This is a genomic window from Enterococcus sp. DIV1368b (genome assembly GCF_050529595.1).
Lineage (GTDB): Bacteria > Bacillota > Bacilli > Lactobacillales > Enterococcaceae > Enterococcus_B > Enterococcus_B mundtii.
In genome coordinates this window covers 348,345-374,760 of the sequence record NZ_CP172883.1, presented here as the reverse complement: position 1 = coordinate 374,760, position 26,416 = coordinate 348,345, and the positions used below count along the sequence as shown (strand labels likewise).

Genomic DNA, 26,416 nt, shown 5'->3' with positions numbered 1-26,416 from the left:
AAAGAGCCGCAGCCCTTCTCTTTCTTGTGACTAATTGTCGGGAACTACACTTAGTTCCCAAGTGAGTGTTGTTTCATATGTGCTTGCTCTTGGATTCGCGGTTGGAGGGACTTCAAGTGCCACGCTTTCGCTTGCACTTTCACCGTCACCAAACCGATAGATCCAGGTACCTAACCCTTGGCCGTCAAGCGCGGTCAAAAGTTCAGTCTTTTCTCCTGGAATTAAGGTGACACCGCCTTGATTATACAACATCGGCTCTTCACTTCCGTGCATAGACTCCAATTGTTGGTTAGTTAAAAACAAACGTGCCCCTCTTAGTTCATTTTCCTGTAGATCCGTAAATTGACTGTTTTGCGTAACTGCTAATTGCCAGCCGTGACGTTCCTCTTCTGGCCGTCGATCACTGATCTGGATATAATTTGGTCGCTCTTCAGCCTCATTAACGGTTCCATCAGGATTTAACAAGCGTTGCGGTTGCGCATAATACCGCTTCGTTCTCGTAGAGATCGCTTGTTGACCAAATGTGAATTGAGAAGCAAAATCAATGCTTAATAAACCTTGTTCTTCTTCGAGCTCAGGTTTATTTTCTGGATCGACTTCAATTTCGGGATTCATCGGATCCTTAGGATTAGGTGGTCTTCTCGATTTTTCAACAATCGTACTTGCATTAGCAGATTTTCCATTTAGGTAGGCATAAGCCGTCACTTCGTTTCCTTCAGTGAATAGTGAATCTTTAGGTAACTCATATAAATAGTCTCCATTTTCATCAGTAGTCACATGATATTTATCGGTTTCCGAAAAATTTGGTGATGGAATTTCACCATCTGGTATTGCTGGATCACCAGAGAACCGTATTACACTGTGCGGAGAAGCCTTGCCGGTAATAGTATAAGAATTTACTTCCAATGCGTCTTCTGTTAGAGGGTCAATAGTTATCTCCACATCTGGTATTTTTTCAAAGAGTATTCTCTGAACGTTACGTGTAGTGAAAGCTTCATTGAAGCTAGTCATCGTCTCTTGAAAGATAGAAGAAACATTCGTGATTGTTGGATTTATCGTATTGTAACGAAGAATTAAATTAAAAATAGGGGTCCAAAAATAATCGGGTTCTTCTGTAAAATTATCTCTATTCCATTGCTTAACAGATTGGACATCGATATCTAGAAGACCTGTAGTTCCAGCGATACTAATCAGTCCATTAGAGGTAGATCCAGAAATAGGTGTCGTACGTTCTAAGTTCACTTTTTTGGCATCAGAGAATTCGAATGTTGAACCTGCTGAGGCAAAATTAAGTAAACTTTGACTGATTGACGTGCTATCACTTTTTATATCTAGAGACCCATCCTTGGCAATTTGGAAGTTTGCATTTCCAGCTACATGGACAATGTTTGATGTTGCACTGCCTCTTCCTGTGGCATTGATATTAAATTCCGCATTCTCGCCTACTAGTAAAGAACTCCCAGCAGCCATATAAACTAAATTTCTATCTATCGCATTTGAGTTATTGGTATGACCTGTTGACTCGATGTTTATTTTAGCACTATCTTCCAATTTTAACGTAGAGTTACTGCTACGCAAGGTTATCGCTGAATAACTTCTCTTATTGTCAATGTTAATAGTTGACCCTTCTTTCATGATCAGATCTCCATTGGCGATATCTATACTAGAACCTCTGCCATTCGCATTATCCCCAGTCCCCGTTCCATTAGATTCCATGTTGATTGTAGCATTTTGTTCTAATGTCAAATTAGCATTTAACCCGCCTAATCCTATAATAATATTCCCGCTATTGACAGTTGACAAATTAAGTTCTCCATCTTCCTTAATAGTTAAACTTCTAGTTTCTAAATTTACAGAATTTACCGTATTCACTCTCCAATCCGTACGGAATTTAGAGCTATAAGTTGCAGTAATATGATTGTTAACTGTTCCAGAAATATTAACATTCGTATAATAAGGAGCAATTAATTCGTTACCATACCCATTGATATTATTTAGAGTGATATTAGAAAGTGCATGTTGTGCTGAAGTGAGGTTTACTGTTTGAAAAAACCCCCACCAATTCCCTGAGTAGATATCCAAATCATTAAATGTAATATCCCATGGGGAATTGGCATTATGTGTTGCTGACCTTAAGCCCAATGAAACAGCCCCAAAATCGATTTGATGTCCATTGCCATTAATAGCTAATTTTCTAGAGATACTACTCCTCGTCAAATAAACGAACGTGGCTCCTCCAGTCACATTAGAATTGTTTCCAGTTACCATACCTGTTAAGCCAGTTAATGGCGTTGTAGGAACTTCAAAATCATCAGTAATTTCTATTGTAGATATAGATGGATTTGAAAAGGCTTCGATAAAATCAACCCATGAGCCTACGTTAATTAGATCATCACTATTCACTTCAACATCATTTGCTTCCTGATTTACCTCTTGGTTTGGTTCATTCAGTGTGGCGGCATCAGGTAGTTCTTCTTCTGAAGAAGAGGACTCTATTGTTTCCTCCTTTTTATCTTCACTCGATGAATCAGTTACTTTGTTTCCTTTATGTTCTTGGGATGATTCTTCACCAACTATCTCAAGCGTCATCGTTGCTTCTCCTAAAGTAATTGTATACATGCCTGTCTGCTCAAAAACCAAAGGAATACTAAATACTTTTTGTGGAACAGCCATTTTTATTTCTATTTGATTTTTTTCTAGGTCTTGTTTTACAGTGATTCCATGCGCTAACTCGTCATCTAGAACTGCTGTTTCTTCCGGTAAAGTTATTGCTGCTTCAGTAACTTTTTGATCTGCAATCATTACTAAAGTAAACACTTCTCCAATAGAGCAGGTTGCTTGAGTCTCTTGAAATGAGAAGATCGGTTTATCTTTAAGTTGTTCATGCTCATTAAAGGTCGTCGAAGAATCAATTGTAGTCGTATTTTCGATTGCCTGAACAGAGGTAGATAAACCAATTGTCAGTGGAAGTGTAACTAGCTGAGAACAAAGAAAAATGACACAAAATAAAGCGAGTTTATTTTTCCTTTTCATTGTCTTTCACCCTTTCACTCTTATTCTCTTTTCTTTTTTTTATTAACCACCAACCAGTAATAAGTAAAAGTACCGCAAACAAAACAAGTGTGGCTACTAGCCACCAATTGATACTTGAATCAATCATCACGTCTTCTCGATTTAACTTGCGAGCTTCATCGACTTCAATCGTAAATTCACGCGTCCATGACCATTCATTTTCCCCAGAAGTCGCTGTCAATTCTAGGACATAGTTCCCACTTCGAAAACGGTCGCCTTCTAAAGAAATCGGGAAGTTGAAATTAGAATTTGGGGCCATCTGCATCATTTCTTTCTCAGCCTTATAGAGCACCTCGTTCTCCCCTGCTCGTTTCACGGTAGCTTCCACCGCCAATTGATTGACAAAAGTGGGCGTAAAGTTTTGTAGCGTGGCACTGATCACATTGCGATAGTTCAATTGATCCGCAAACACATCTAATAGTTCCAACTCCGGTTGCACCGAGTCTCGGGTATTACTGACGACCACACCTACCACATGGGCAAATTCATTCTTGATTGCGACCCCTTCTCCTTCTGGAGCATCTCTATCTCCCTCTTCTTTTACTTCGGTGATCCTTAAACCGCCCGCTAAATACCCTTCAAAGGCGTCTTTAGGCATTTGAAGAGGAATTTCTATGACCTTTGTTTCATTTCCCGCTACAGTAATGACCTCCGAAGGAGTCATCAACTCATCCAAAGAGTAGGGTAAGGTTGGATCCACTTCTTTGGCGTCTTTTCCATACTCGACATTCCCCAAAGTATTCGTATAAGCCGTATGCGGTGTCACCTGAACGTTGATTGGTTCTGAACTGGAATTGCCGACTTCTAGTCGCAAAGTCTCTTTTTGCCCAGGTGAGAGCAATAACTCATAGTATCCTTTACTTTCATCCACTTGGCTCTCTGGAAAAAGAGGGGTAACGTACGTATTTAAACCAGCTTCTTCGGCCTGGACCGTCGGATGCGGCAAGAAAAAGAAGAGCACTATAAGCAACCACAGACTTTTTTGTATCGTTTGTTTGTGTATCATTTGTCATAATCCTTTCTAAAAAAGCAGCGTCACAGAAATCTGTAACGCTGCCAGTGACTAATAGAACATAGAAATAAGAATGGTTACTTCTTAAACCTCATCAGGTGCCTCATTATCTGGTGTTAGTTCTAATTCCCATGTCAATGTAGAGGTATACGTTACTGCATCTTTGGCAGTCGAGCCAGGAACAAACAATTGGATCGCCTTATTTTCGACGACATCTACCCCATCTTCCACTTGTTTTGCGAGCGCATCATGATCTCCCCAAACAATGGAAGAAGTTCCGCCACCCTTTCGGTTAGCAGCCGTCATGATCGGCACGGCATCTTCATTTGGAATCAACTCTAAACCACTTGCGTGAATCGTCGGTTCCTGATCTGCATCATTCACACTGTAACGAAGAGAAGGATCGAATAACGTGATTTGGGCGCCTTTTAACACACGATTTAGAGTATCAGTTTCTGTTTGAAATTCACTTAAACTCACGCTCAGTTCCCATCCTTCATTGGTGCCGCGGGTGTCTTGGACTTGCGCCATACTGACATAAGGAATCATGTTTTCTTCGCCTGTTGTTCCGGCTTTCTGTTGCATTTCCGCAATCATGTTGTAATGTTCATCAGCAGTTGAGATAACTTTAGTCCCAAAGTTCATTGTTGGAACTGTGGCAATAGTTAGTGGTCCTGTACCAGGAATTGGTGGAATCGTCACCTCTGGACCTTCAGGATCAGGTTCTACTACTGTGTCTTCAATATTTGGAGTGAAGGTGACTTGACCGGTCGTTGTTGTTTTACGTACTTCTTTTGATTCTGGGTCTGTCTCTTCAGCAAAGACTTGTACTCCTCCTGCGAAAATTGTTGTTGATAATGCGGCTACAGTTGCTAAACGAATAAATTTCATACTTAAATTCCTGCTTTCTTTAAATTAATTTTTGGATATTGCTTTTCTTTTTTTACTCCCTACGACTAATAAAACGCCTGCCACTAAGAAACTTCCGATCCACATTCCGAGTGAGCTATCGGTCATATTGGTTTTCGGCAAAGTGCCTCCTGGCTTTTGCGGGCTAGTGCTAGGGGGGGGATCTGGTGGTCCGATCGGTTCATAGGTACCTGTAAATCCAATAGATCCTTCTGACTCGACGGATCGGACCTGTGTACCATACACCTGCAGCGGAAATTGTATCGCTATTATTAGGGACATTAGACCAATCATAAGACCAATAGTTTTTCGCATCTTTCCTCCTCCTCTAAGATTTATCTCAAAAACGACTGTTTTTAATAATTTTTAGTGAAAAAAAGTCTTATCTTCCAGCCTTCTTTACAATCATTATCTTATAACAATTTATTTAATATTAAAAATCACAATTTTCACCTCATTATGCATATTTAGAAAATAAATCCTGAAAAGAAATAAGATCACGAATTCATCAGAATGAATGCGAGAGAATAATTAGCGTGCAAGAAAAATAACAGGTAAGGATCAACCACTTAAAGATTTTCGACCCTTACCTTTTATTTTTCTTGCTCAACTTCGATGTCATTTTCTAATTTAAGTGTTCAATAGCTAAATAGAAAGTCCAACAGGGCACACCCTGTTGGACTTTTTTGAACATCAAGAAACATACAATTTTTAATCTTTAGATACATTGAACATTTTATTTCCATATAAAGTAACCACAGCTAGTTTTTAATTGTCTGCATCATAAGTACAAAACAAACTTGATTGCCCGCATCTAAATATCCCCCTCACGTTACATTCCAAATATATTTCTTGATTAACCAATCACTTTGTCAGTCATCTCAGATGTAAATGTTAATATAGTAGAATAAGTACCAGCTTTAAATGTATTTGGCGAACCAAGGATACCTAGTTCTAACCTTGCTAGTTCTTCTGTTTGTCCAGCTGTATAGTCATAAGTTCTGAGAGTATTATTAACTGGTAGTGCATTTCCATCTAAAGTAACATAAGCATTTATAGTTGTTGTAGGATCAATGAATCTTTTAAGTTCAATTACTCCTGCATCAATTAAACCATCAGTTAACGAAATTGAGACTAATTTCAATGGACTCAAATTGTGAGAAACAGAGTTGATTTTTAATGGGACTGGTCCAGAAGGATCTAATACAATTTTAGAAGGTATTGAAATAACATACTCACTCCCTACCTCGTATTCCAACTCAGTTTGTTCATCTGCTTGTACCATCCCTCCAAATAGACTTAAAGACACAAGCACTGCAAATCCTGTAATAATTTTTTTGATCATAAGTATTCTCCTTTTTCCTGATTTGATTTTCGTTCTATTCTAATTTTTTACCCCTATTACAATTCTATAATCCCCCTTTCCTTATCTGAATCCCTATAATTAATGCAATCAGATTACAAATAACAACCAAACAAAATGTATAAAGTATTTTTTTAGTTTCATTCATGTACTTACTCCTAATAAAAATCTACGGTGAAATTTAAAATCCCTTCGTAGGTTCCTGCTAATTCTTTTTCTTCAGCTTGCTGAATGTATAAAATATTTTCTTCCTTATTTATACCTGCTACTTCTAATACATTAGTTGATTCAGGATATTCTTTTTCTTTAGTAATCTCCTTCTCAAGTATCCGTGTACTGTCGTGTATATTTCTTAATGACACTTTTTCATCTGTTGAAATAATCAAAGTCTTTGCTTCCACATAATTTTCCGCAACTACCTTTAATTGATTAGTTTCGTTTAGATTTATAGTTGCTGGTATGCTCACGATATAGGCTGGAGTATATTGTGCATACAATGTGAGTGAGCTGGAGATAGGAGTTTTGAAATCATATGGATTTTCTCCATCTTTGTCTGTCGACCAATAGTCAAATATATATCCCTTCTTTTCTGGTATATCAGGAACAACCCAATTTTTACCGATAATACTTCTTTGACTATCAACTTCTGACCCTCCTATCGTATCAAATGTCAGGGTATGCAACTCTTCGATTCGATAGGTGTTGCTTACTCCATTTTTATTATGAAAAGCAACTAATTGATCACTATCTATTATTTCATCATTTGTGTCTGCCCATACGTATCCTCTACTAAGATCGGGCATATACATAAGGGTATTTAATGTTACTCTAGAACCAATCGTAATTTTGGTAGATAAGGTACCTTCAAAGAATTTATAAACTGAAACATTAGACGGTATAATCCAATTATCAATATTTAATTCTTTTAAATTCGTCATATTTCTAAATACATACTCTGCTTCTCGCAAATTGTTTGTCACAAAATGAGATAGATCTAATCTTTCAATGCTAGCTAATCCAGAAAAGCACGCAGAAATTTTTTCTACATTTGAAACATCAAATCCTTGTAAGTTCAAGTTTGTTAAACTAGTCATTGCTGAAAACATATACTCCATATTTTTAACGTTTTTCATTTGAAAGTTTGAAACATCTAATTCAGCAATATTAGACACATTTTGAAACATAAAACTCATATCAGTTGCTTTTTCAGTATTAAAGTTTGAAACATCCAGTTGAGTTCCTTTATAACCTATAAACATTGAACTAAAATTAGTAGTATTTTCAGTGTTGAATTTGCTTACATCTATTGAACTTATAGAATTACAGCCTTGAAACATTCCTGATAAATTTATTGCCTTACTCACATCGAAATTAGCTACGTCCAACTCTTTAACATTTCTACAAAATGCAAACATTTTACTAAAATTAATTGAATTAGTGGTTTTAAATTTAGAACAATCAATTTTTTCTAATTTCACACAATTTTCAAACATAGAAGCAAAACTTGTTGAACTACTAGTATCGAAACTAGATAAATCTATCGTTTCTAATCTTTCACAGTTATAAAACATCAAAGCAAAAGACTTTGCATTCCCTGTTTTTAATTTTTCCAATCCTTCGTCTGCTATTAAATTGCTACAGTTATAAAACATCGTACTAAATCTGTCACTATTGTTGGGCGGATCTATTTCGTCAGTAATAATGACTTTAGTTATTTGACTTCGCCAAGAGTACCATGCAGAAAAAGATCCTGACCATGTTCCTCCCCCACAGACAAGTACCCCATCTTCGTACAGAGTCCAAGTAAATCCAGTTCCATTTTGACCTGAAGCAATTACCTCTGCTTCTTTATTTTGTGTCTTTGTAACTTCTATTGAACTTTCTTTTACTTCTTCTTGATCTACTGATTCAGAAACTGTCGGATCATCAGACTCTTTTACTTCCTCCGAAGCTTCCTCTAACCCTGATTCAGCGTCTATCTCCACAGATGATTCAATATCCTCTAATTGATCATCTTGTATTTCATCAAGTACTTCACTATCAATTGTATCTTCAAATAAAACTTCATTTTCAACCGCATAACTTATATTGGCTGGAATACTTAATACCGCCAGAATCACTACTATTAATGTTTTCCTTTTCATCGTTCGCCTCCGTTTCAAATAAACCAACGCCTCAGAACAATTAATAATTTAACAAAATTAGATTCCCTTGAGGTTTACAAAAACGAAGCGAGTGTACATTTATTTCATTTTTTGTATGGCAAATCAAAGAAGCCCAACAAAGGTATACTTCGTTGGACTCACATTTACTAACTAAGAAACTATACTTGAATAATTTTCTAACAATGCAATAAAAGGGACATAAAATGATAATTATTTACCTATTATCAAAGCATGGTTATTATTATGATGAAATGTTAAAATGAGTAGTCGCCTATCCTACAGTCTTGCGACTGGGAGGAGGTGTTCACATGTTCTTAGCATTTTTCTGCCCCCTTCTTGTCGGCTTACTAGTAGCCACATACGAGTACTGGCTGAATACTCGTAACAAGAAGTAAAACAAATACGGCGACATTAGCCAAAAAGAAAAGCCCTAGAGTATCCTACTACTCTAGGGCTTCAGTGTTCACATGTTCTTTTTCTGCAAAACAATCATATCATGATTTGTTGTTTTATTCAAATGGTACCTCATTTATCTTTTTCCTTTGTATGTTCAATTTTTTTAGAACTATCTCTTCAACTAATCGTATAAACTTAAAATGTGGAATTGCTGCTACGTAATTAACAACGTTTTTATCAGTGTATTCAAAAGACCACATATATTTTAAACGATTGTTATCGTAAAGATCGATTAATTTCATGTCGTCATATTCTAGTCCTTATTTTTCAGCGGTTCGATTTGTTGGTGGGACAAAAATAAAATTCATTTTTTGTTTCATACCTTAAAACCAAATAAACAGTGTTTGCAAACTCGTCGAACCAGTGACCGGTCATCTAAAGGCTTACTTGGTGTGCCAATGTTTTCACTAACGTGGGCGAGTGATATCAAACTGGCGCTCATGGCACTAGATCTAAGGAAATTAGGGGAACACATGGATAAAAAGTGTGTATATGACTAAAAACGAGTCCAATTTTGACAAAAAAACATCAAAATCAGACTCGTTTTTTATTTTTGAGAAAGGACGACTGGACTGCCCCTCACTCTTTTAAAAGCGAATGAACACTCAAGTTCTACCTAAATCAATCAAACATTCAAGATCCACATGAATCCTATAAAGACAAAGAATAGCGCGTACATGATCGGTGAGACTTCTTTGCCACGTTTTGCTGCTAGCATGGTGATTGGATAAAAGATGAATCCTAATGCAATCCCATCTGAGATACTATAAGTCAACGGCATACCGATCAAGATCAAGAAAGCGGGAATCGCAATCTCCATTTTTCCCCATTCGATCTGACGTAATGATTGGGCCATCAACACACCAACTAAAATCAGCGCAGGTGCAGTTACTTGAGAAGTCACGACTGATAATAATGGTGAGAAAAACAACCCGAACAAGAATAAAATCCCTGTAGTGATTGCAGTTAATCCAGATCGTCCACCAACGGCGATCCCTGCGGATGACTCAACAAAAGCCCCAACTGGCGATGTACCTAACAATGAACCAGCTAACATCGCAGTAGAATCCGAAGCTAATGCTTTCCCAACACGTGGCATTTTGTTATCTTGCATGAAACCAGCTTGGTTTGCTAGACCAACCAATGTTCCAGCTGTATCAAAGAATGTCACTAACAAGAACGTCAAAACGACTACCCACATTTGTAAGCTATTGATATCACCGACGTGTTTCAATGCAACTAAGAAAGTGGGTTTCAAGCTAGGTGCTGCCGCAACAAGCTGTGAAGGCATAGGAATCAGTCCAGTGACTAGTCCTAGAAGCGTGGTAGCTACCATACCGATAAAAATCCCTCCTGGTACGCGACGAACTAACAATACTGCGGTAATGACTAAACCAAAAATCGTCAACCAAGTGGAACCGACACTCAATGAACCTAAGCCAACAAGCGTTGATTCATTTGCCACGATCAAGCCACCTTCACTCAAGCCTAGAAAGGCAATAAACAAACCTATCCCGCCAGAAATCGCAAACTTCAAGTCTGTTGGAATGGCATCAATGATCATCTCACGTAATTTAAAAATGGTGATCAAAATAAAAATCAACGAAGCGACGAACACTCCTGCCAATGCTGTTTCCCATGGAATTCCCATACCTAAACAGACCGAGTAAGCAAAAAAGGCATTGATTCCTAGCGCGGGTGCTGTTCCAATCGGGTAGCGTGCAACGACCCCCATCAAAATACAGCCAATGGCACTGGCTAATGCTGTCGCAGTAAACACTGCCCCTTCATCCATCCCCGAAGCACCAAGTACTGTTGGATTGACAAATAAGATATATGCCATAGAGATAAATGTCGTAAACCCAGCCAGTATCTCACGTTTCACCGTCGTATTCAGTGCGTCAATCTCGAAGTAGGAAAGTATCTTTTCCTTCATCGTTCATCCCCCTAAAACCGAACATTTATAAAAAAGTTCTTACTATATTAGATTTATTAATAAAACAACGTGTTTAATATTATCCCAAATAAAGAAATAAGTAAACAAAAAATTCGGATTTAATCAAAAATCCGAACATTACTATTTACCTATTCCGCTTTCATTTAGAGAAGAGTATGTCGATTACTAATAAATAAAACTAAGTACACAATAGTTGAAGAAGCTTCTATCTATGGGTTTCTTTACCGATTCGCTTTTGTTCTTCCGCACGAAATTGCTGATTGTCGATTTGGCTGATCGGTAAATTACTCCCTTTCCCACGATAATCTAAAGAATTTAAACCACCGAAGCCTGTATCGACCATTTTATTCCATCCTTTGGCAGGATTTTTCCCAGATTTCAAATTCTTCATTCTCAATTTATCACTCTTTTTCATCCGTTGCTTTTTGAAATAATCTTCAAGTGTTTCAGTGATCGAGATTTTCATCTTCTGTCTCCCTTTCATCTACTTTTTCTGTCGATTCTAATTTTGCAATCACAAAAAAATTTCCTTCAGGATCGGAAAAGTTAAACGTCAACAAGCCATTGTTCTCCAAAATTTCACCAGCTGTTTCGATTTGTTCGTAAAGTTCGTCAAACTTATCTGTAAAGAAAATCATAGACGGTGGTGGTCCTAACACTTCTGGTGAAAATCGTTCAACGAATGTCCGAGGAAAAATAGCCAACTCCAATTCTTGCGACATACGCAAGACAATGCTTTGATATTCCTCTGGCAATTCCAACGTTTCTACTATTTCTGCCTTCAATTGCTCAACGAAAAACCGACTGACTAACGCGACATCTTCGACGTATAGCATGACACGAGATTTATGGATCATTTGACAACGCCTCCTCTAAATAAAAGCTTGTTTTCATTATAGCACGAAAGCGGAAACACACTTAGTGGAAGTCACTGCTATTAAGCACAAGATGATTGAGCGAAGGTTGCTTATTTTCGTGTTAAGCAATCAAAAGACAAATCACCCGCAATCTTCAAGTTTGCTTTGTTTGAAGATTACGAGTGACTCCATCGTTTTGGTTATTTCCTACGTGTCCGGTCACAAAGTGATTTCTGGTTGTTCTTTCGTCACTGTTTGTCTAGTACTCGTTACACCAAATGTTCGTTCAATGTCTTCTTGTAAAGCAGTCATTGCTTTTCCGGCAACTTCTGCTTGTTGTGCGTTGACTGCCTCGATCACCAATACAGCGTTCGTCGTTTTTTCTGTTAACATGGTCCGTTGCGCTTCACGCCAGTTAAAGCAGCGACAAACTGCGCCTTCTTTATCATAATAAATGATTTCTTCTGGTAATGCGGGCGCATCTTCTTCTGCGCCTAATGGCAAGAAATTTTCTCCACCTTGGGCTTTACCCAAATGAAGATCCCCAACGATCGTGTCAAGATCTTCTCCGCCACAGGGTACGCCAAAGCGCAAAGAGATACTATTATAGATATCCACTAACGGACTGATCGGGAAAAATTCGCGACCTTGACTGGCTCTTTTTAGTAGTGCCTCGATCGATGAACGTGCGCCTTTTTTGGTCTTGAACTGGGTAAACGCTTGACGCCATTGTGCAATCACTTCATTTTGACTAAAAGGTTCTTCTGTTAAATAATTTCTTGCTTCTTTAGCAGCACGATTCAATTTGTCATAATAATCTGCTTTGTTTTCTTCAACGACTTCGTTATTGATCCCTTCTACCGTTAAGATCTCGATTTTTGCTTCTGGGAACACTTCCCAAAATGATGGATCTGCTACAAATTTTTTCATTCGTTACACCTCATTGATTTTTTTGACTAAGATATGATCGATCTGTGCATCGTCTCCCATATAAAACACATGTTGTCCTTGGCGTATGAACCCATGCTTACGGTAAAAAGCTTGGGCGGGATCATTATGTTCCCACACACCTAACCACACATCTGTTTTTCCCTGTGCTTTCGCTTGAGCCAACGCCCAGTTCATCAAGTGAGTGCCGATCCCTTTTTTCTTATAGGGTGGTCGAATATAGATCCGTTCGATTTCTAGATGATCCTCAGGCATTTCCTCGGATTGTGCTTTTCCTGTGTTCAGTTTTAGATAACCCGCAATTTCGCCATGATCTAGTGCCCAGAAAAAAGCTGATTCTGGATGGATCAGTTCTTTTGTCAATCGCTGCAAATCATATGCTTGCGAAAGATATGCATCCATATCTGCCTGCGTGTTATATTCGCCAAAAGTATCTGTGTACGTTTCAATGCTGATTGCTTGAAGGCGTTCCACTTCACTTCCCACAATCGGTCTGATTTCTACCTTTTCCACTCCAACATCCCTTTCAATACAGGCGTTTATGGCCCTTTTTTACAAAATTCCAGTCTTCGCTGATATTTTTCCTTACGTGTGTCAATAATCTTTCCAACTGTTGGATTTCTTCTTCAGACAAGCCAGCTAAAGCGACTTTCGTAGAATGATGGTGTTCTCGGATGATCATCGGATAAAGTGCTTCTCCTTGGGCTGTTGGATAACACATTTTGTTTTTCTTGTTCTGTTCGTCCGTTACACGTCGAATCAAGCCATTGCTTTCCAGCTTTTTCAGCGCACGGGCAGTTGTCGTTCGATCGACTTTAAGCATTTCGGCTATTTTTTCTTGAATGATACCTGGATTTTCACAAATCCGAACGAGATACAGGTATTGCCCCCTCGTCAAAGCGACTTCTTTAAACTCAATATTACTGATCGAATCTAACGCTCGTGCTATCGCGCCGATTTCTCTTATGATCTCAGCCATCTCTTCTCTCCTTTAGTTGTACTTTTATTGTACTGATTTTTGTTGCAAATGCAACAAAAATATATTGATCAGTCAAAATAAGGCAAATGACCTTTCGCTAAGATCGCAAGCTGTTCTTCTGTCGTCCGTTTTTGGGAAAGAGTAGGTAAATCATCCAATGCAAAAAAGGCGCTGTTTGAAGTTTCATTATTCGTGATAAAAGAACCTCCGATGATTGAACATCCAAAAATGACTTTATAGTATTGAAAGGCTTGTGGAATATCTTTTCGGGTATTGGTATCAAAAATCGCCAGTAGTTGATCCACCGTCACCGTTAGCCCGGTTTCTTCTTTCACCTCTTTTTCGATATTTTCCTTTGGTGAATAGCCGATTTCCGCAAAACCGCCCGGCAATGCCCATTCTTTTGTATGGCTGTCTTCCACTAACAGTACTTTATCCTCTTGTTTGATAAAGGCACGTACATCGACTTTGGGTGTTGGATACCCTTCATTTTGTTCTAAAATAAATTCAAGGCGTTCTTCGATTTCCTTGTCGCCATTACTTAATAATGATAAAGCGATCGCTTTCAATTCTTGGTAACGTTCTTCGTCAAATGGATCTTTGCCATAGAAGAGACCGGCTTCTGCGATCGCTAATAAACGTTTGTATTTTTCGTTTTTTGTTGTCATTGCAATTCATTCCTTTCAATAAATCCACGCTGTTATCTCTTACTCCAAAACTACAAGAAACCGCTTATGTAAGTCAAGGATTGTGTTATAATTTGTTTTAAAAGGAGGGATGTTGGATGTACTCGCTCATGCATCAAATCATCACTGAAAAAGATTTACAACGACAAGTCACGTTGATTGAACTACTTTTAAACCATCCCAAAATCACTGTCAATGAGCTTGCTGAAGAAACAAATACAACGGAACGTACGATTTTTTCCGACTTACAAGTCATCCGCTCACAATTACCTGATGGCTGGTTGATCGATAGTGATCAGTCAGGGATTCGTTTACTCAATCAACAAAATCTACTTGCCAATGATCTGTGGGAATTGTTTCTAAAGCAATCCGTTAGTGTACAATTGATCAAAGAACTATTGTTTACAAAGGAATGTTCCACAACCAATTTCTTAGCAGCCAATGGACTTTCTTACGAAACGCTGAAACGCCATACAAGAAAAGTCAATCGCCAACTCCTTCGTTATGGGTTACAGATCAAGCTGACAAAATATACAAGTACGATGAGTGGTTCTGAGAATGCGATCCGCTTGTTTTATCATCGTCTTTTGATGCCATTTACTCATAATAATTATTTTTTTGAAGATTATTCCATCCATGAATCCCATTACTTTCGTTTTTTGAAACGCTTGAAGCAAACCCCTTTTTCTGTTGAAACAGAAGAGATTTTTGGCATTTGCTGGTTTTTCATCAACACGATACGTGTTAAGGCAAACTGCCGTATCGAGGACTCTTTCTTTGAACCTGAAGATACTCTTTACTCCACGTATGCGACTGAATTGACCACGCTTTATGAATTAGAAGGCGTTTATTTACAAAAAGATGAATTGATTTTTGCTTTCTTTTGCTTTTTAGAAAGTTGGAATTACAACAATCAATACCAAGAACCCGTAGCAGATATCTTGCAAAGTTATCCTTTTTCGGGCAAGATCAAACAATTCGTTCAGGATTTAGCTGATACCTTGCACTTAGAAAAACTAAACGAGACAAAACTTGCGGATAACTTGATCTTGTTATTGTTGAAATATCATGAATCACCTATCTTGATCGAGCAGTTGAATTTGCAGTATCACTATTTCTTGGAAGAATATGAGCAGCAATATCCACAGTTGTACCCATTCAAACAAGAATTACTTGAGCAACTGAAACAAGAGTTACCTGTTCAAGAAGACGAATACTTTTTGCGCCTCTTATCATTTTTGATCCAACAAGCGATCTTATCCGTTCGTCCAAATAAATTGAACCTGTATTTCTTCTTTCAAGGCGAACCCTCTTGGAAAGCCTTTTTGCAACAAGAATTAAATGATTACTTTGGGAAACGAGTTCAATTGATCCCAGTAGAATTATCTCAACTTTCTGACATCACGTTCCATAAAAACGACTTGTTCGTCTCAAACACCCCCCTCGACCAAGTCCCGATACCAATCATCTACATCTCTACCATACCAACAAAAAATGAGCTCGACCAATTGACCGAACTCACATTTAGAAGTTATTTGTAAGGTTGTGAAAGAAGCGTTCAGCACTGAGTAATAAGACAGAAAAAGCGAAAATGGCTTTTTCATTTTTGATTATTTTGGCTTATTATTGAAGTGTTGCTTCTTGAACACCGTTTATCAGGTTGTGAGAAAAGCGCTCTGACCTGAGCAGTAAGATAGAAAATCAGAAAATAGCTCCCCATATTTTTTGATTTTTTAGCTTAATGTTGAAGGTCAGCTTTTCGAACACCGTTTATCATAGGTTGTGAAAAAGCCGTTCAGCTCCAAGTATTAAGGCAGAAATTGAGAAAATAGCTTCTCATATTTTTTCGATTTTTGACTTAATATTGAAGGAGCTGGCTTTTGAACACCGTTTATCTAGGTTGTGAGAAAAGCGTTATGACCTGAGCAGTAAGATGGGAAATCAGAAAATAGCTTTCCATATTTTTTGATTTTTCAGCTTAATGTTGAAGGTCAGCTTTTCGAATACCGTTTATCTAGGTTGTGAAAGAAGCGTTCAGCACTGAGTAATAAGAAAGAAAAATCGAAAATGGCTTTTTCATTTTTGATTTTTTTGGCTTATTATTGAAGTGTTGCTTCTTGAACACCATTTATCAGGTTGTAAAAGAAGCGTTCAGCTCCAAGCATTAAAACATAAAACGCGACAGCCTTCCTCTACTGTAACCTAGGGGAAGACTGCCGCTTTGCCTTTATCTCTTGAACGATCGACGATTCTCAGTTACCGGCAAAAGCTTCTCTTTCTTTTCTTTTGATCCATGTTTTACTGATTCGTTTCTCGACTTCTACGATTGTAAATAATAGAAGTACATTTGCAAGGATTGGTAAATGTTGAGCAAAGCTCAAACTTGTTGTTTCAATGACTTGTTGCGCAAAGGGTAGATAAATGACTCCAGTTTGGAGGACAAATAAAATACCTAATGAAATAAATAAGAATTTATTTTGGAAGAAGCCTTTGTTCAATGAAGCATCGACTTGCTCACGGCAATTGATCATATAGACGGCTTGGGCAGCAACAATGTTTTGTAAAAGAACAGTTTGTTGTAAGGCTTGACCTTCAAACTGCATTGCCAACCAATAAGCTGGGATAATGATCAAGAGGGACACATAGAAAATCCGGAAAACATTGTACTTAGTCAAAATCCCTTGGTTAGGATCTCTTGGTGGCCGACTCATCGTGTCTTTACTTGCTTGTTCAAAGCCTAACGCATAGGATAACGTGATTGTTGTCACCATATTGACCCATAAGATTTGGATCGGTGTCAAAGGCAATGGCTGATTCGCAAGTAATGCCCAGATGATCACCAAACCTTGTGCTAAAGATGTAGGTAAGAAGAAGCTGATCGTTTTTTGTAAATTATCTAAAATCCGACGTCCTTCTTTGACTGCTTTAGCGATCGTATGGAAGTTGTCATCGCCTAAGACCATATCTGCGGCTTGTTTACTGACTTCACTTCCTTTGATCCCCATAGCGATTCCCACATCTGCTCGCTTCAATGCGGGCGCGTCATTGACACCATCACCGGTCATCCCAACGATTTCACCATTCTTCTGCAAAGCTTCTACGATCCTTAATTTATGCTCCGGAGTCGTTCGAGCAAAGACATCGACTTTGCTCACTTTCTTCGCTAAATCTTGATCAGAGAGTCGATCGATATCGATCCCTTCAAGGACATTACTCGTATGCTTCAACCCGATTTGATCAGCAATTGCTTGGGCTGTGTCTTTATGGTCACCAGTAATCATTTTCACCGAGATCCCTGCTTGCTGACACTCTCTTACCGCTTGGATCGCACTCTCTTTTGGTGGATCAATGATTCCTGCAATCCCAACAAATGTCAGTTGTTGCAACTGTGCATGGTCTAATTCTTGCTCAATAGGCAATTGCTTGTAGGCGAACCCTAATACACGTTGGCCTTTTTTTGCTAGTTGTGATGCTTGGTTGATCCATTGTTGCTGTTCTGATTGTGACAAAGAAGATTTCGATAATAAAACTTCTGGCGCTCCTTTGACAAACACTACTGCATGGTCCTGTTCTTCATGCAATGTTGCCATATATTTATAACTTGAGCTAAATGGCAGTTTAGCAAGCGCCGTTTTTAGGGGAAGATTCTGTTCAGCTGTGTATCGTAATAAAGCCAGCTCAGTTGGATTGCCACTCAACGTTTCAACTACTTGATCATCTTTCGTTTGCACTTCTTGACAATTTTTCATGATTTCAAGTAAGCGTGTCTCATCTTCTGTCATTGTTTCCACAACAGTCATTTCATTTTTAGTCAACGTACCCGTTTTATCTGAACAGATCACCGTCATTGAACCAAGTGTTTCAACGGAAGGTAGTCCTTTGATAATCGCTTGTTCTTGTGCCATTTCATTGACCCCCAGTGAGAGGATCATCGTCAATACCGCTGGCAAGCCTTCGGGGATCATAGAAACGATCAACGCAATGATCGTTGAGAATAAAAAGTTCCATTCTAAGCCATACCTAAATGAGGTAAAGAAAATCAAGAATAAACTTAGAAAAACGATTCCTCTGAAGATTTGCTTGTTCAACTGATGGATCTTGCGAACCAAAGGGGTCGTTTGTTGTTGAACTGATTGTAATGCCTGATTGATTTTACCAATCTCTGTCGTATTCCCTGTTTCAACGACGACACCAAGCGCCGATCCAGCTTGGACAAGTGTACCTGAAAAAGCCATATTGAGTTGATCTCCTGCGCCTAATTCATCGACTAACGGCTCACTCATTTTCTCTACCGCATCGGATTCACCGGTCAACGCAGCTTCTTCGATCATCAAACCATATGTTTCGACTAAACGAATATCGGCAGGCACGACATCTCCAGCTGTTAAACTAACTATATCCCCTTGCACGATCTCAGTGGCAGGGATACTTTTCTTGACGCCTTCAGAAAGAACCACTGCGTCTTGACTCATTAAACTTTTTAGCCCATTGAGTGACTCTTCTGCTTTTCTTTCTTGCCAATAACCAACAAAACTATTGATGATCACTACAAGTAAAATAATACTACCTTCAATATAATCACCCGTTAAAAACTTCAAGACAGAAGCCACCATCAGGATGATCATCAACAAATCCGTAAAATGCTTCAAAAACTTCCGAAGCGGACTCACTTTCTTTTTTACTTCTATTTCATTTCGTCCTTGTATTTCTAAACGACTGGTACGTTCTTGATTTGAAAGACCATCTTTGGTCGTCTTTAATTTATTCATTGTTTGTTCAGCAGTTTCTTTGTACCATGTCATCGGCAATCCCTCCTGTATTTCATTTGATAATACTTATTATACGTAAGAAGGAGGGTTTCTTATGTCGATTATTTCAGGCAAACATGAAATAATTAGTGTGATTTAATATGAGCCAGGTTTCTAGGTTTGCTTTTCAAACGAAATTTTCCCCTTTACTCCGATTGCTTCGTTGATTTTTGTTCACTCAATTTGTTTTTTATTTCTTGTTCCCAAGAAGGTTTTCTAATTTTTTCGATACATAATGGGGCAACAAAAAGAATACCACTGATCAATGCGACAGCCACAAAGTTGATCCACGTACCAGCTTTTAATGTAAGTCCGACAGAAAAAACGATTGCTGCAAATAAGACTAACACAACAAGCCATGCACCGAGATTCCCATTTCCCTCTTTTTTACCGATTCGAAATGGACGAGGGATAGTTGGATTTGTTTTTCTAAAACGTAAGAATGCGACACCCATGATAAGATAGACGATACAATAAATCACTGTCGTTGCATTTACTAACATCAAAAATGCTTGATTGACTCCTGGAATCAATAAATAAAATAGTGCAAACACAGAAATGATAATGGATTGTGTCAAGATCACCGCTTTTGACACATCAAATTCATTGGTTTTCCAAAAATTGAAACGAGGAGGATACGCGCCTTTTCTTGCACTTTCTGTAACAGTTTTGGCTGGACCAGAAGCCCAAGCAGACAATTGTACAGCGACACCGACAAATACAAGTAAGCTGAATAGGTTCACAATCATATGTGGCAAGCCAAGAATTTGGCAATCGATCGAAATGGATTGGGCAATATTATTCAACTCCATTTGACCCTTTGGTACCACATTGGCAACGACTAACGCATTCAGCGTGTTTACCACAAATAAAAAGACTAACGCAGCGAAAATACCGCGTATATAAGTTTTAACTGGATGTGCCAATCGAGTGATATAAACAGAAGACATTTCGATTCCAGTAAAAATGAACATGATCGGTGCAAAATAAACGAATGATTTTGCAGTACTTGGATCGGGAACTAAAAGATCCCAAGAAAATTTTCCTAATGTTCCATTTGGCATGATACCGACCTTGATCCATGCTGCGACACCCAATAGGAGCATTAATGCCAACGGGATATACAACCCCAACCAGACACCGATTTTCCCGCCAATTTTTGCCATGTCGAATTTTAAGTTCAATAGTGTGATGATCCAATAAACGACTAAAATCACGAGTAATGTGAATTTACTATTCAAGCCCAATGGGACGTTATTGACCATGTTGCCAAACAATGGGGCAAGTGCTGAGGCAACCATGACCATTCCTGGAAACATTTGAACCCATAAAAGCCAAGAAACGACAAATCCCCATTTTCTACCGAGGGATTGAGAGACCCATAGTTCTGGCCCTCCCTTTTGAGGAAACATCCCTGCAAACTCTCCTGAAATCAGAGAGATCGGAAACGCATAAAAGAGTACAGCAACTAACATATAAAACAACATCGTCCAACCAGTGGCAGCGACATCAGGAATATTACGGACGCTTGCGACTAAAGCGCAAGTCATCCCAATAAACGTTAACGTTGACAGTTGTTTGGTAGATTTTGAGTCTGTCATGATCGATCCTTCTTTCTATCACTAAAACTACGCAAGAACTTCTCTTAGTTTTTCTTCCATTGCGTGTTTGATGGCTTCGGTGTAATAATCAAAGATGTTGTCATCGGTTAAATAAGGAGTCATGATAGCAGCTCGCAACAAAGTAACTTGTTGTTCTTTTTGCCATTCCTCTTTTGGAACACCCATGCTTTCAACAAATGCCACTGGAGAATCGCCATAATCCGCTTGCGTGAAGGTCGTATGAGAAGTGATGAAGCGTTCTGCGTACACATCCCCTTCCATATAAGAGGACACATCGAACATTTTTTCATTCAAACGGTTGATTTCTTTTAAATCCGTACAGCCTTGGACTTTGAATGCCCAATCGACCATATTGAAATCTGGGTGATTCAATGGATAGACTTCAATTGTTTTCCCATTGACAGTAAAGCTTAATTGACCAAGAAATTCTCGGAAACGTTGAGCAGCTTCGATTGATGCACCGATCAATTGACCATAACCAGTGACATTCAAAGGGAGAACTTGGTGCGCCGTCCAAACTGCTGCAGCCGTTGCCCCAGCTTTTGAGCCTTCTAAAATATAGGCACCTAACATATCAGGAGCTTTAACCGATTTTTCAAATACATAAGGTGCAAAATAAGAGATGATATTCCGCATACTTTTATGTTTGATCGTGATTCCTCCAGCCGCATAAGGAACGTAACCCATCTTATGGGGATCAACGGTCACTGATTCTGCTTCACTGATTGCCTTGAATCCTTCATAAACACTTCGTTCGATTTTCACTTCATGATGGAAAACATGATGTTCTTCATAAAATTCTGCTAATGATGCGTAAGGCACAAATTCATACGCTTCATTCATGAACAAACAACGAGCATAGCCACCATAAGCTGCATCCACATGAAGGTAGAAATAAATGCCTTCATCTTTCAATTTTTCTCTAAGTTCAACGATTTGATCGACACGATCGACTTGTCCTTCTTCTGTTGTACCTACAACAGCGACCACACCTAGGATGGGAATATGTTGGATAGCTAGTTCACGAATCGTCTTTTCCAATACTTGGACATCCATTCGGTAGCAGTCATCAACGGGGATCGCGATCATTTGATCCAACCCGACACCACAAATATCTAATGCTTTCATCCATGAATAGTGTTTGGTTTGAGGAACAAGCCATTTGCCCAATTCTTGGATGTGTTTCCCACTTCGTGAAGATGCAGCTTTGACATTGTCTAATTCTTCATCAGTAAATGTTTCGATCATTTCTAAGATTTCTTCTACAGATAGATTAAGTAATTCCCAATCCGAAAGGTCCTTCACTTTTTCAGGGTAAGTTTCTTTGACCGCTAAAGGAATTGATTTGATACAACGGGCATACCATAGACCTTCTAAATTCGCAATCGAACCATCCGCTGTCAGATGTCCCCAACCATTCGGCATACTGAACAGCTTCGCAAAGTCTTCTCCGATTTCTGCTTCCATTTGTGATGTGGCCATTGAGGATTCCAATGCCACGTTATTAGGATTCCAAAGCATCGCAAAGTGATAAGCCAACAAAGCTGGCATCAATGTTTCTGCATTCATTTGTCCCCAATAACGTCCGGCTGAATGCCAAGGAATTGAACCGGCACGCATTCGTTCACTGACTTCATCTAAGACTTCCATCATATGTTGTCGAGTCGCAAGATAAGATGTTGTTGATTTGTCTGCTTCACTGATTGCGGGAAGGTCAGCTGGTAAATAATTTTCACGCCAACCTAAATGTTCATCCACCATCTTATTCAATAACATTTTATACACTTGGCCATTTTCTGCTTTGTCGCCAATAAAGACGGCTTTGATATCCATATCTTTCATGATTCATTTCTCCTCTCTTATTACCTGATCACAGGAAATAATCAGCCGGCTGTTGTTTCTTGATCAGTTTACGTGTTTGACTATACGCCCAAATTTTAAAAAATTTTTTTAATAACATACCTTTAGATTTCTTACTTTGAAGACAAAAAAAATAAAGTCTGATTATTCTGTATTTTCAGCTAAAAAAAACGAACGATGTGACTAAACTTCCTACTAAGAATGGTTCAATTTATTGATTATAACGTTTAATTCACGAACAAAAAAAAAGAAATCCAATGTACTTATTCGTTGAAAAATATTCATATTTATTTTTTCTATTTGGTTCTTTTTATCAATCAGTTCCCAATTTTTTTAAATAAAACAGATACAATAACAAATATAAGTAAATTTAGCATCTTGTTTGCTAAGAAAGATTAAGTGATAGGTGCGTATCTACAAAAAACATGGCATAATAGCTAAGTGCTTGTGCATGACTATACAAACAGGGAGGATTCCCCATGATTGAACATTATCTTGAGAAAAATCTCTTACGCCAACTCTTTCTTTGTGGTCAGTTTTATGTAAATAAAGAAGTCCATCTTCCAACGACAGCTACTTTGTTACATGTTTGTCAAACCACTCTACTTAATGATATCAAATCATTAAGTAGAGAATTGAGCGACCAAATCATTTATCAATCAAAAGAAAAAGAAACCTATTCTTTATACTTCGCACCAACAACTTCTCGCTTCCAATTGATGCAACGACTCTCTCGACCGTCTTTATTTTTAAAAACCTGCCTTCTTTACTTAGAAGATGAACCAGATTATATTCAATTGACTGAACTCGAATTTATTTCAGTCAGCAAAGCTTATGCATTGAAGAAACAAGTGTTAGACTACTTTCAAGCATGCGATATCGCTATTGAACATCATTCCCCCCACTTTACTGACATCGAAAGACGCTTGGTTTTGCTAAATGTGAGCTATCGGACAGGCACATTGCCAGACTTCTCTCTTCCTCGCTCCTTTGATGTCCAAGCGCAAGAATTTATTCAAGCAGTCACTAAAAAAAGTGGACGTATTTATGATCGGGATACCCAAGAGATTTTGCAAACAGGCTTTCTGATCAGTCTGTTCTATCAAAAAGATGCCCCGCTATCAATCGATCAATCATTCATCGATGAAATCAAAAAGAGACCGATTTATCATTTCGTTCTTGCTGCTTGGGAAGAAAGTCCGTTCAAGCAATTTTTTCAACCAAATGAATTTTATTTTATTCTGATACTCTTCAATCTATGTGATTATGGATTTGATTCTTATGAAGCAATCGAAGATGATTTTGCCCAATTGCATCAGGTCTTTATTGAAAATAATCCAGAGACAAAACAATTGATCCAACGATTTGAACAACATTTTGACCATCCTTTTCTTGGAAACAAAGCTTTTGAGCGTGCGTTGATACGTATTTTGCGTTCTGCTTGGAAAAACTATCAATTGTTCTTACCTGAAAAATTTCATTTATTGACCGATGAACAACGAGAGTTATTTGAAGAAGTAAAACGGATCGTTAGCGATTGGAGCCATGCACTTCCTTATCAATTAAAGATCAATCCAAATTGTCTGCGGTCATTCGTTATTGAATTGACTGGTATTTTACGCTTAGATAAACAAAAATTAACTGTGCGGATCGTGACCAACTCAGATATCAAATACTTGATTTATCGCGAAGCTTTAGAGGCCGTTACGACATGTGACATTTCCGTAGAGCCAGTGATCTATAAACAATTAAGTAAAGAAGCTCTCGATTTTGTGGCAGCCTCTTCTAACCGGCTGTTGTGTGAACGTACACTTTACACCCCTGTTGCCTTGTCCATGGAACATGTTATTCCAATCTCAGTCGAAACAGTGGAACAAGCGATTATATTGCTTGTAAAAAATAGTTCATGAGGGAGGCATACTTTCGTAATAGTAACTCTTGCACACATTTATTCTGTCGAATAAAGCGTGTGAAAAAACTAGACAGTTCCATAAAAAAAGCTAGAAAACCAAAAATTCATCCTACAAAATTTTGGTTTTTCTAGCTTTTTTTATAATCGTTACTTTCTGAAAAACTATTCATTCAATTTTAAGAGACGTGAATACTAATATCATTTGCACATTCTGTCTATGATGATCCTGCAAACTCAGACATCCGCTGGACCGATTTCTTTATTCAAGAAGTAAGAGATGATCGTACGAATCACCACTAATGCGGCCAACTGAAAAATATCTTGTAATGTCGGTTTGATGATTGACTCGATGATCCCAGCAGAAATCAATATCTCTAAACTCAACAAGATATACCCACCTAGCATTTTTTTGATGCCATTATTTTGATGAATCCGTTCATTTTGTTTGAATGACGGGTTCAAGGAATCTTTCAAAAAATCTTTGATCGAAAGAAAACCACCCCATAATAAGACCGCAATGGCAAAAATATCTAAAATCAAGACCAACCATTCAAGATATGGATAAAGAAGTGTCATCCAACTGATCTCCATCAAACTTCCCTTCTTTCATGCGATACATGACTCGCGATTTCTAAATTTAAGAAATAAGAGATGATCGTGCGAATGATAATGATCAATGCTAATTTTAAAATATCTGTCCAAGTTGGTTTGATGACGGATTCAATGAGATCTGCCACAATCAGTACTTCTAAACTCAACAAAATATAACTAGCTAGTAACTTTCGAATATCCGCATTCCGCCGATTACGCACCGCATAATCTTTGATCAATGGGCGTTCCATTATCAAATTTTTTAAAACTAAAAAAATTCCAACCAATAAGACTAAAATCGAGAAAATATTCAAAATCGCAGTCACCCATTCCAACAAATGGACCAACGTTTCACTAAACATCTTTACACCCCACTTTTTCTTCTACTCCTATCCTACTAAGAGTACGGAGTTTCGTCCAGTTTGAGCAAAACTAACTATTAGCTATTGAACGCTGAGCTTCATCTGACGTTGCTGAAAAATATTGCCAATCAAAATAAGATGTTTCTTTTTATTTATTCGGTAAAATATGGCATATTTGTTTCCGATTAATATACGATATGTACGTTCATGAAAATGATACAACGCAGATATTTCTTCATGCATTTCGAGAAAATTTTTAGTAAGTTCGATTGATTGATAGATCATCCTTGTAAAATGTCGAATATTTTCTTTAGATAAAAATAATTCATTTCCCCATCCATTGATCAACTGCTCTAACCCCTGGCGAAAACTCTCCGAATACACGATCGTATACACCATCTACTCATCCCAACCATACTTACTAAAAGTATCTTTCATTTCAGATTCGGAAACTACTAAACCTTTTGAGAAATCAGTAAATGCTTTTTCTACTTCTTTACGGTCTTGTTCTCTCATCACTTCTTTTGTATCAATTATCAATGTTGTACCTTCTTTCGTATAGCTCAAAATATTCCCCTCATGTAACCTAAGTTCCTTAGGTAAAATGATACCGACACTATTCCCAATTTTTCTCACCTTTAAACTCTTCATCTTTTCCACACCTTTCTGAATTCACATGAATTAAAACGCGTTATAACTCATTCCCAAATTTTTTTTTACTTCTCTTTGTTAAGAATTTATTACAAAACACACGAAAAAACAGACACTTCCTCCAAACTGTCAAAAACCCAGGTTGTTTCCTTACCCTATCATTTGGCTTATTTTTCTAAACGCTCTATGCTTTGAAGTAGAAATAG

Annotated in this window: 21 protein-coding genes; 2 read left to right on the top strand and 19 right to left on the bottom strand. The window is 38.1% G+C overall.

Annotated elements, in window-relative coordinates; all coding sequences use genetic code 11:
* Positions 1-30 precede the first annotated feature (30 nt).
* The 13 genes from IGJ19_RS01780 to IGJ19_RS01720 form a co-directional block, all read right to left on the bottom strand.
* Complete coding sequence (locus IGJ19_RS01780) at positions 31-3,033, bottom strand: WxL domain-containing protein (RefSeq protein ID WP_104776213.1); 3,003 nt, start codon at positions 3,031-3,033, stop codon at positions 31-33.
* A complete protein-coding gene (locus IGJ19_RS01775) occupies positions 3,017-4,078 on the bottom strand; it encodes a DUF916 and DUF3324 domain-containing protein (RefSeq protein ID WP_195273666.1) in 1,062 nt (353 codons plus the stop codon). The genes IGJ19_RS01780 and IGJ19_RS01775 overlap by 17 nt, the downstream gene beginning before the upstream one ends.
* Before the next feature lie 90 nt (positions 4,079-4,168).
* Positions 4,169-4,975 (bottom strand): WxL domain-containing protein, encoded by an 807-nt coding sequence (locus IGJ19_RS01770; RefSeq protein ID WP_195273668.1) that lies wholly within the window; start codon positions 4,973-4,975, stop codon positions 4,169-4,171.
* Positions 4,976-4,999: 24 nt separating this feature from the next.
* On the bottom strand, positions 5,000-5,116 hold the full coding sequence (locus IGJ19_RS01765) for an LPXTG cell wall anchor domain-containing protein (RefSeq protein ID WP_195273670.1): 117 nt from the start codon (positions 5,114-5,116) through the stop codon (positions 5,000-5,002).
* A gap of 733 nt (positions 5,117-5,849) precedes the next feature.
* The gene (locus tag IGJ19_RS01760; protein ID WP_430604332.1) at positions 5,850-6,338 is read right to left on the bottom strand and encodes a hypothetical protein; all 489 of its coding nucleotides are present in this window, start codon (positions 6,336-6,338) and stop codon (positions 5,850-5,852) included.
* Between the two features lie 176 nt (positions 6,339-6,514).
* Positions 6,515-8,500, bottom strand: coding sequence for a BspA family leucine-rich repeat surface protein (locus IGJ19_RS01755; RefSeq protein ID WP_195273672.1), 1,986 nt, complete (start codon positions 8,498-8,500; stop codon positions 6,515-6,517).
* 1,102 nt (positions 8,501-9,602) lie between these two features.
* A complete protein-coding gene (locus IGJ19_RS01750) occupies positions 9,603-10,913 on the bottom strand; it encodes an NCS2 family permease (RefSeq protein ID WP_071866218.1) in 1,311 nt (436 codons plus the stop codon).
* Positions 10,914-11,139: 226 nt separating this feature from the next.
* The gene (locus IGJ19_RS01745) at positions 11,140-11,400 is read right to left on the bottom strand and encodes a hypothetical protein (RefSeq protein ID WP_019724093.1); all 261 of its coding nucleotides are present in this window, start codon (positions 11,398-11,400) and stop codon (positions 11,140-11,142) included.
* A complete protein-coding gene (locus tag IGJ19_RS01740; RefSeq protein WP_023519027.1) occupies positions 11,381-11,791 on the bottom strand; it encodes a glyoxalase/bleomycin resistance protein/dioxygenase in 411 nt (136 codons plus the stop codon). Before IGJ19_RS01740 ends, IGJ19_RS01745 begins: the two co-directional genes overlap by 20 nt.
* A 219-nt stretch (positions 11,792-12,010) precedes the next feature.
* A complete protein-coding gene (locus IGJ19_RS01735; protein WP_430604331.1) occupies positions 12,011-12,721 on the bottom strand; it encodes a B3/B4 domain-containing protein in 711 nt (236 codons plus the stop codon).
* A 3-nt stretch (positions 12,722-12,724) separates the two neighbouring features.
* Positions 12,725-13,252, bottom strand: coding sequence for a GNAT family N-acetyltransferase (locus tag IGJ19_RS01730; RefSeq protein WP_430604330.1), 528 nt, complete (start codon positions 13,250-13,252; stop codon positions 12,725-12,727).
* A 13-nt stretch (positions 13,253-13,265) separates the two neighbouring features.
* Complete coding sequence (locus IGJ19_RS01725; RefSeq protein WP_430604329.1) at positions 13,266-13,718, bottom strand: MarR family winged helix-turn-helix transcriptional regulator; 453 nt, start codon at positions 13,716-13,718, stop codon at positions 13,266-13,268.
* Between the two features lie 68 nt (positions 13,719-13,786).
* On the bottom strand, positions 13,787-14,386 hold the full coding sequence (locus IGJ19_RS01720; RefSeq protein ID WP_430604328.1) for an NUDIX hydrolase N-terminal domain-containing protein: 600 nt from the start codon (positions 14,384-14,386) through the stop codon (positions 13,787-13,789).
* A gap of 116 nt (positions 14,387-14,502) precedes the next feature.
* Between IGJ19_RS01720 and IGJ19_RS01715 the strand changes: the two genes are divergently transcribed.
* On the top strand, positions 14,503-15,945 hold the full coding sequence (locus IGJ19_RS01715; RefSeq protein ID WP_074799658.1) for a helix-turn-helix domain-containing protein: 1,443 nt from the start codon (positions 14,503-14,505) through the stop codon (positions 15,943-15,945).
* A 711-nt stretch (positions 15,946-16,656) separates the two neighbouring features.
* On the opposite strand, the gene IGJ19_RS01710 is transcribed toward IGJ19_RS01715, so the two are convergent.
* From IGJ19_RS01710 to tdc, 3 genes are all read right to left on the bottom strand, one after another.
* On the bottom strand, positions 16,657-19,206 hold the full coding sequence (locus tag IGJ19_RS01710) for an HAD-IC family P-type ATPase (RefSeq protein ID WP_108144804.1): 2,550 nt from the start codon (positions 19,204-19,206) through the stop codon (positions 16,657-16,659).
* 152 nt (positions 19,207-19,358) lie between these two features.
* The gene (locus tag IGJ19_RS01705) at positions 19,359-20,813 is read right to left on the bottom strand and encodes an amino acid permease (RefSeq protein ID WP_062805805.1); all 1,455 of its coding nucleotides are present in this window, start codon (positions 20,811-20,813) and stop codon (positions 19,359-19,361) included.
* 27 nt (positions 20,814-20,840) lie between these two features.
* The gene (tdc, locus tag IGJ19_RS01700; protein WP_074799655.1) at positions 20,841-22,676 is read right to left on the bottom strand and encodes a tyrosine decarboxylase; all 1,836 of its coding nucleotides are present in this window, start codon (positions 22,674-22,676) and stop codon (positions 20,841-20,843) included.
* 497 nt (positions 22,677-23,173) lie between these two features.
* Here tdc and IGJ19_RS01695 point away from each other — a divergent pair, with 497 nt between their 5' ends.
* A complete protein-coding gene (locus IGJ19_RS01695) occupies positions 23,174-24,604 on the top strand; it encodes a DNA-binding protein (protein ID WP_430604327.1) in 1,431 nt (476 codons plus the stop codon).
* Between the two features lie 236 nt (positions 24,605-24,840).
* On the opposite strand, the gene IGJ19_RS01690 is transcribed toward IGJ19_RS01695, so the two are convergent.
* From IGJ19_RS01690 to IGJ19_RS01680, 3 genes are all read right to left on the bottom strand, one after another.
* Complete coding sequence (locus IGJ19_RS01690) at positions 24,841-25,197, bottom strand: DUF1622 domain-containing protein (protein ID WP_066026548.1); 357 nt, start codon at positions 25,195-25,197, stop codon at positions 24,841-24,843.
* Complete coding sequence (locus IGJ19_RS01685) at positions 25,197-25,559, bottom strand: DUF1622 domain-containing protein (RefSeq protein ID WP_430604326.1); 363 nt, start codon at positions 25,557-25,559, stop codon at positions 25,197-25,199. The genes IGJ19_RS01690 and IGJ19_RS01685 overlap by 1 nt, the downstream gene beginning before the upstream one ends.
* A gap of 399 nt (positions 25,560-25,958) precedes the next feature.
* Positions 25,959-26,210 (bottom strand): AbrB/MazE/SpoVT family DNA-binding domain-containing protein, encoded by a 252-nt coding sequence (locus tag IGJ19_RS01680; RefSeq protein ID WP_430604325.1) that lies wholly within the window; start codon positions 26,208-26,210, stop codon positions 25,959-25,961.
* Positions 26,211-26,416: the final 206 nt, after the last annotated feature.

Bases quoted from the DNA above. Each gene is read 5' to 3' on its own strand.
- IGJ19_RS01745 (WP_019724093.1), bottom strand. From the start codon at position 11,400: ATGAAAATCTCGATCACTGAAACACTTGAAGATTATTTCAAAAAGCAA.
- IGJ19_RS01725 (WP_430604329.1), bottom strand. From the start codon at position 13,718: ATGGCTGAGATCATAAGAGAAATCGGCGCGATAGCACGAGCGTTAGAT.
- IGJ19_RS01720 (WP_430604328.1), bottom strand. From the start codon at position 14,386: ATGACAACAAAAAACGAAAAATACAAACGTTTATTAGCGATCGCAGAA.
- IGJ19_RS01770 (WP_195273668.1), bottom strand. From the start codon at position 4,975: ATGAAATTTATTCGTTTAGCAACTGTAGCCGCATTATCAACAACAATT.
- IGJ19_RS01755 (WP_195273672.1), bottom strand. From the start codon at position 8,500: ATGAAAAGGAAAACATTAATAGTAGTGATTCTGGCGGTATTAAGTATT.
- IGJ19_RS01680 (WP_430604325.1), bottom strand. From the start codon at position 26,210: ATGAAGAGTTTAAAGGTGAGAAAAATTGGGAATAGTGTCGGTATCATT.
- IGJ19_RS01685 (WP_430604326.1), bottom strand. From the start codon at position 25,559: ATGTTTAGTGAAACGTTGGTCCATTTGTTGGAATGGGTGACTGCGATT.
- IGJ19_RS01690 (WP_066026548.1), bottom strand. From the start codon at position 25,197: ATGGAGATCAGTTGGATGACACTTCTTTATCCATATCTTGAATGGTTG.
- IGJ19_RS01710 (WP_108144804.1), bottom strand. From the start codon at position 19,206: ATGACATGGTACAAAGAAACTGCTGAACAAACAATGAATAAATTAAAG.
- IGJ19_RS01715 (WP_074799658.1), top strand. From the start codon at position 14,503: ATGTACTCGCTCATGCATCAAATCATCACTGAAAAAGATTTACAACGA.
- IGJ19_RS01705 (WP_062805805.1), bottom strand. From the start codon at position 20,813: ATGACAGACTCAAAATCTACCAAACAACTGTCAACGTTAACGTTTATT.
- IGJ19_RS01695 (WP_430604327.1), top strand. From the start codon at position 23,174: ATGATTGAACATTATCTTGAGAAAAATCTCTTACGCCAACTCTTTCTT.
- IGJ19_RS01735 (WP_430604331.1), bottom strand. From the start codon at position 12,721: ATGAAAAAATTTGTAGCAGATCCATCATTTTGGGAAGTGTTCCCAGAA.
- IGJ19_RS01775 (WP_195273666.1), bottom strand. From the start codon at position 4,078: ATGATACACAAACAAACGATACAAAAAAGTCTGTGGTTGCTTATAGTG.
- IGJ19_RS01780 (WP_104776213.1), bottom strand. From the start codon at position 3,033: ATGAAAAGGAAAAATAAACTCGCTTTATTTTGTGTCATTTTTCTTTGT.
- IGJ19_RS01740 (WP_023519027.1), bottom strand. From the start codon at position 11,791: ATGATCCATAAATCTCGTGTCATGCTATACGTCGAAGATGTCGCGTTA.
- tdc (WP_074799655.1), bottom strand. From the start codon at position 22,676: ATGAAAGATATGGATATCAAAGCCGTCTTTATTGGCGACAAAGCAGAA.
- IGJ19_RS01750 (WP_071866218.1), bottom strand. From the start codon at position 10,913: ATGAAGGAAAAGATACTTTCCTACTTCGAGATTGACGCACTGAATACG.
- IGJ19_RS01760 (WP_430604332.1), bottom strand. From the start codon at position 6,338: ATGATCAAAAAAATTATTACAGGATTTGCAGTGCTTGTGTCTTTAAGT.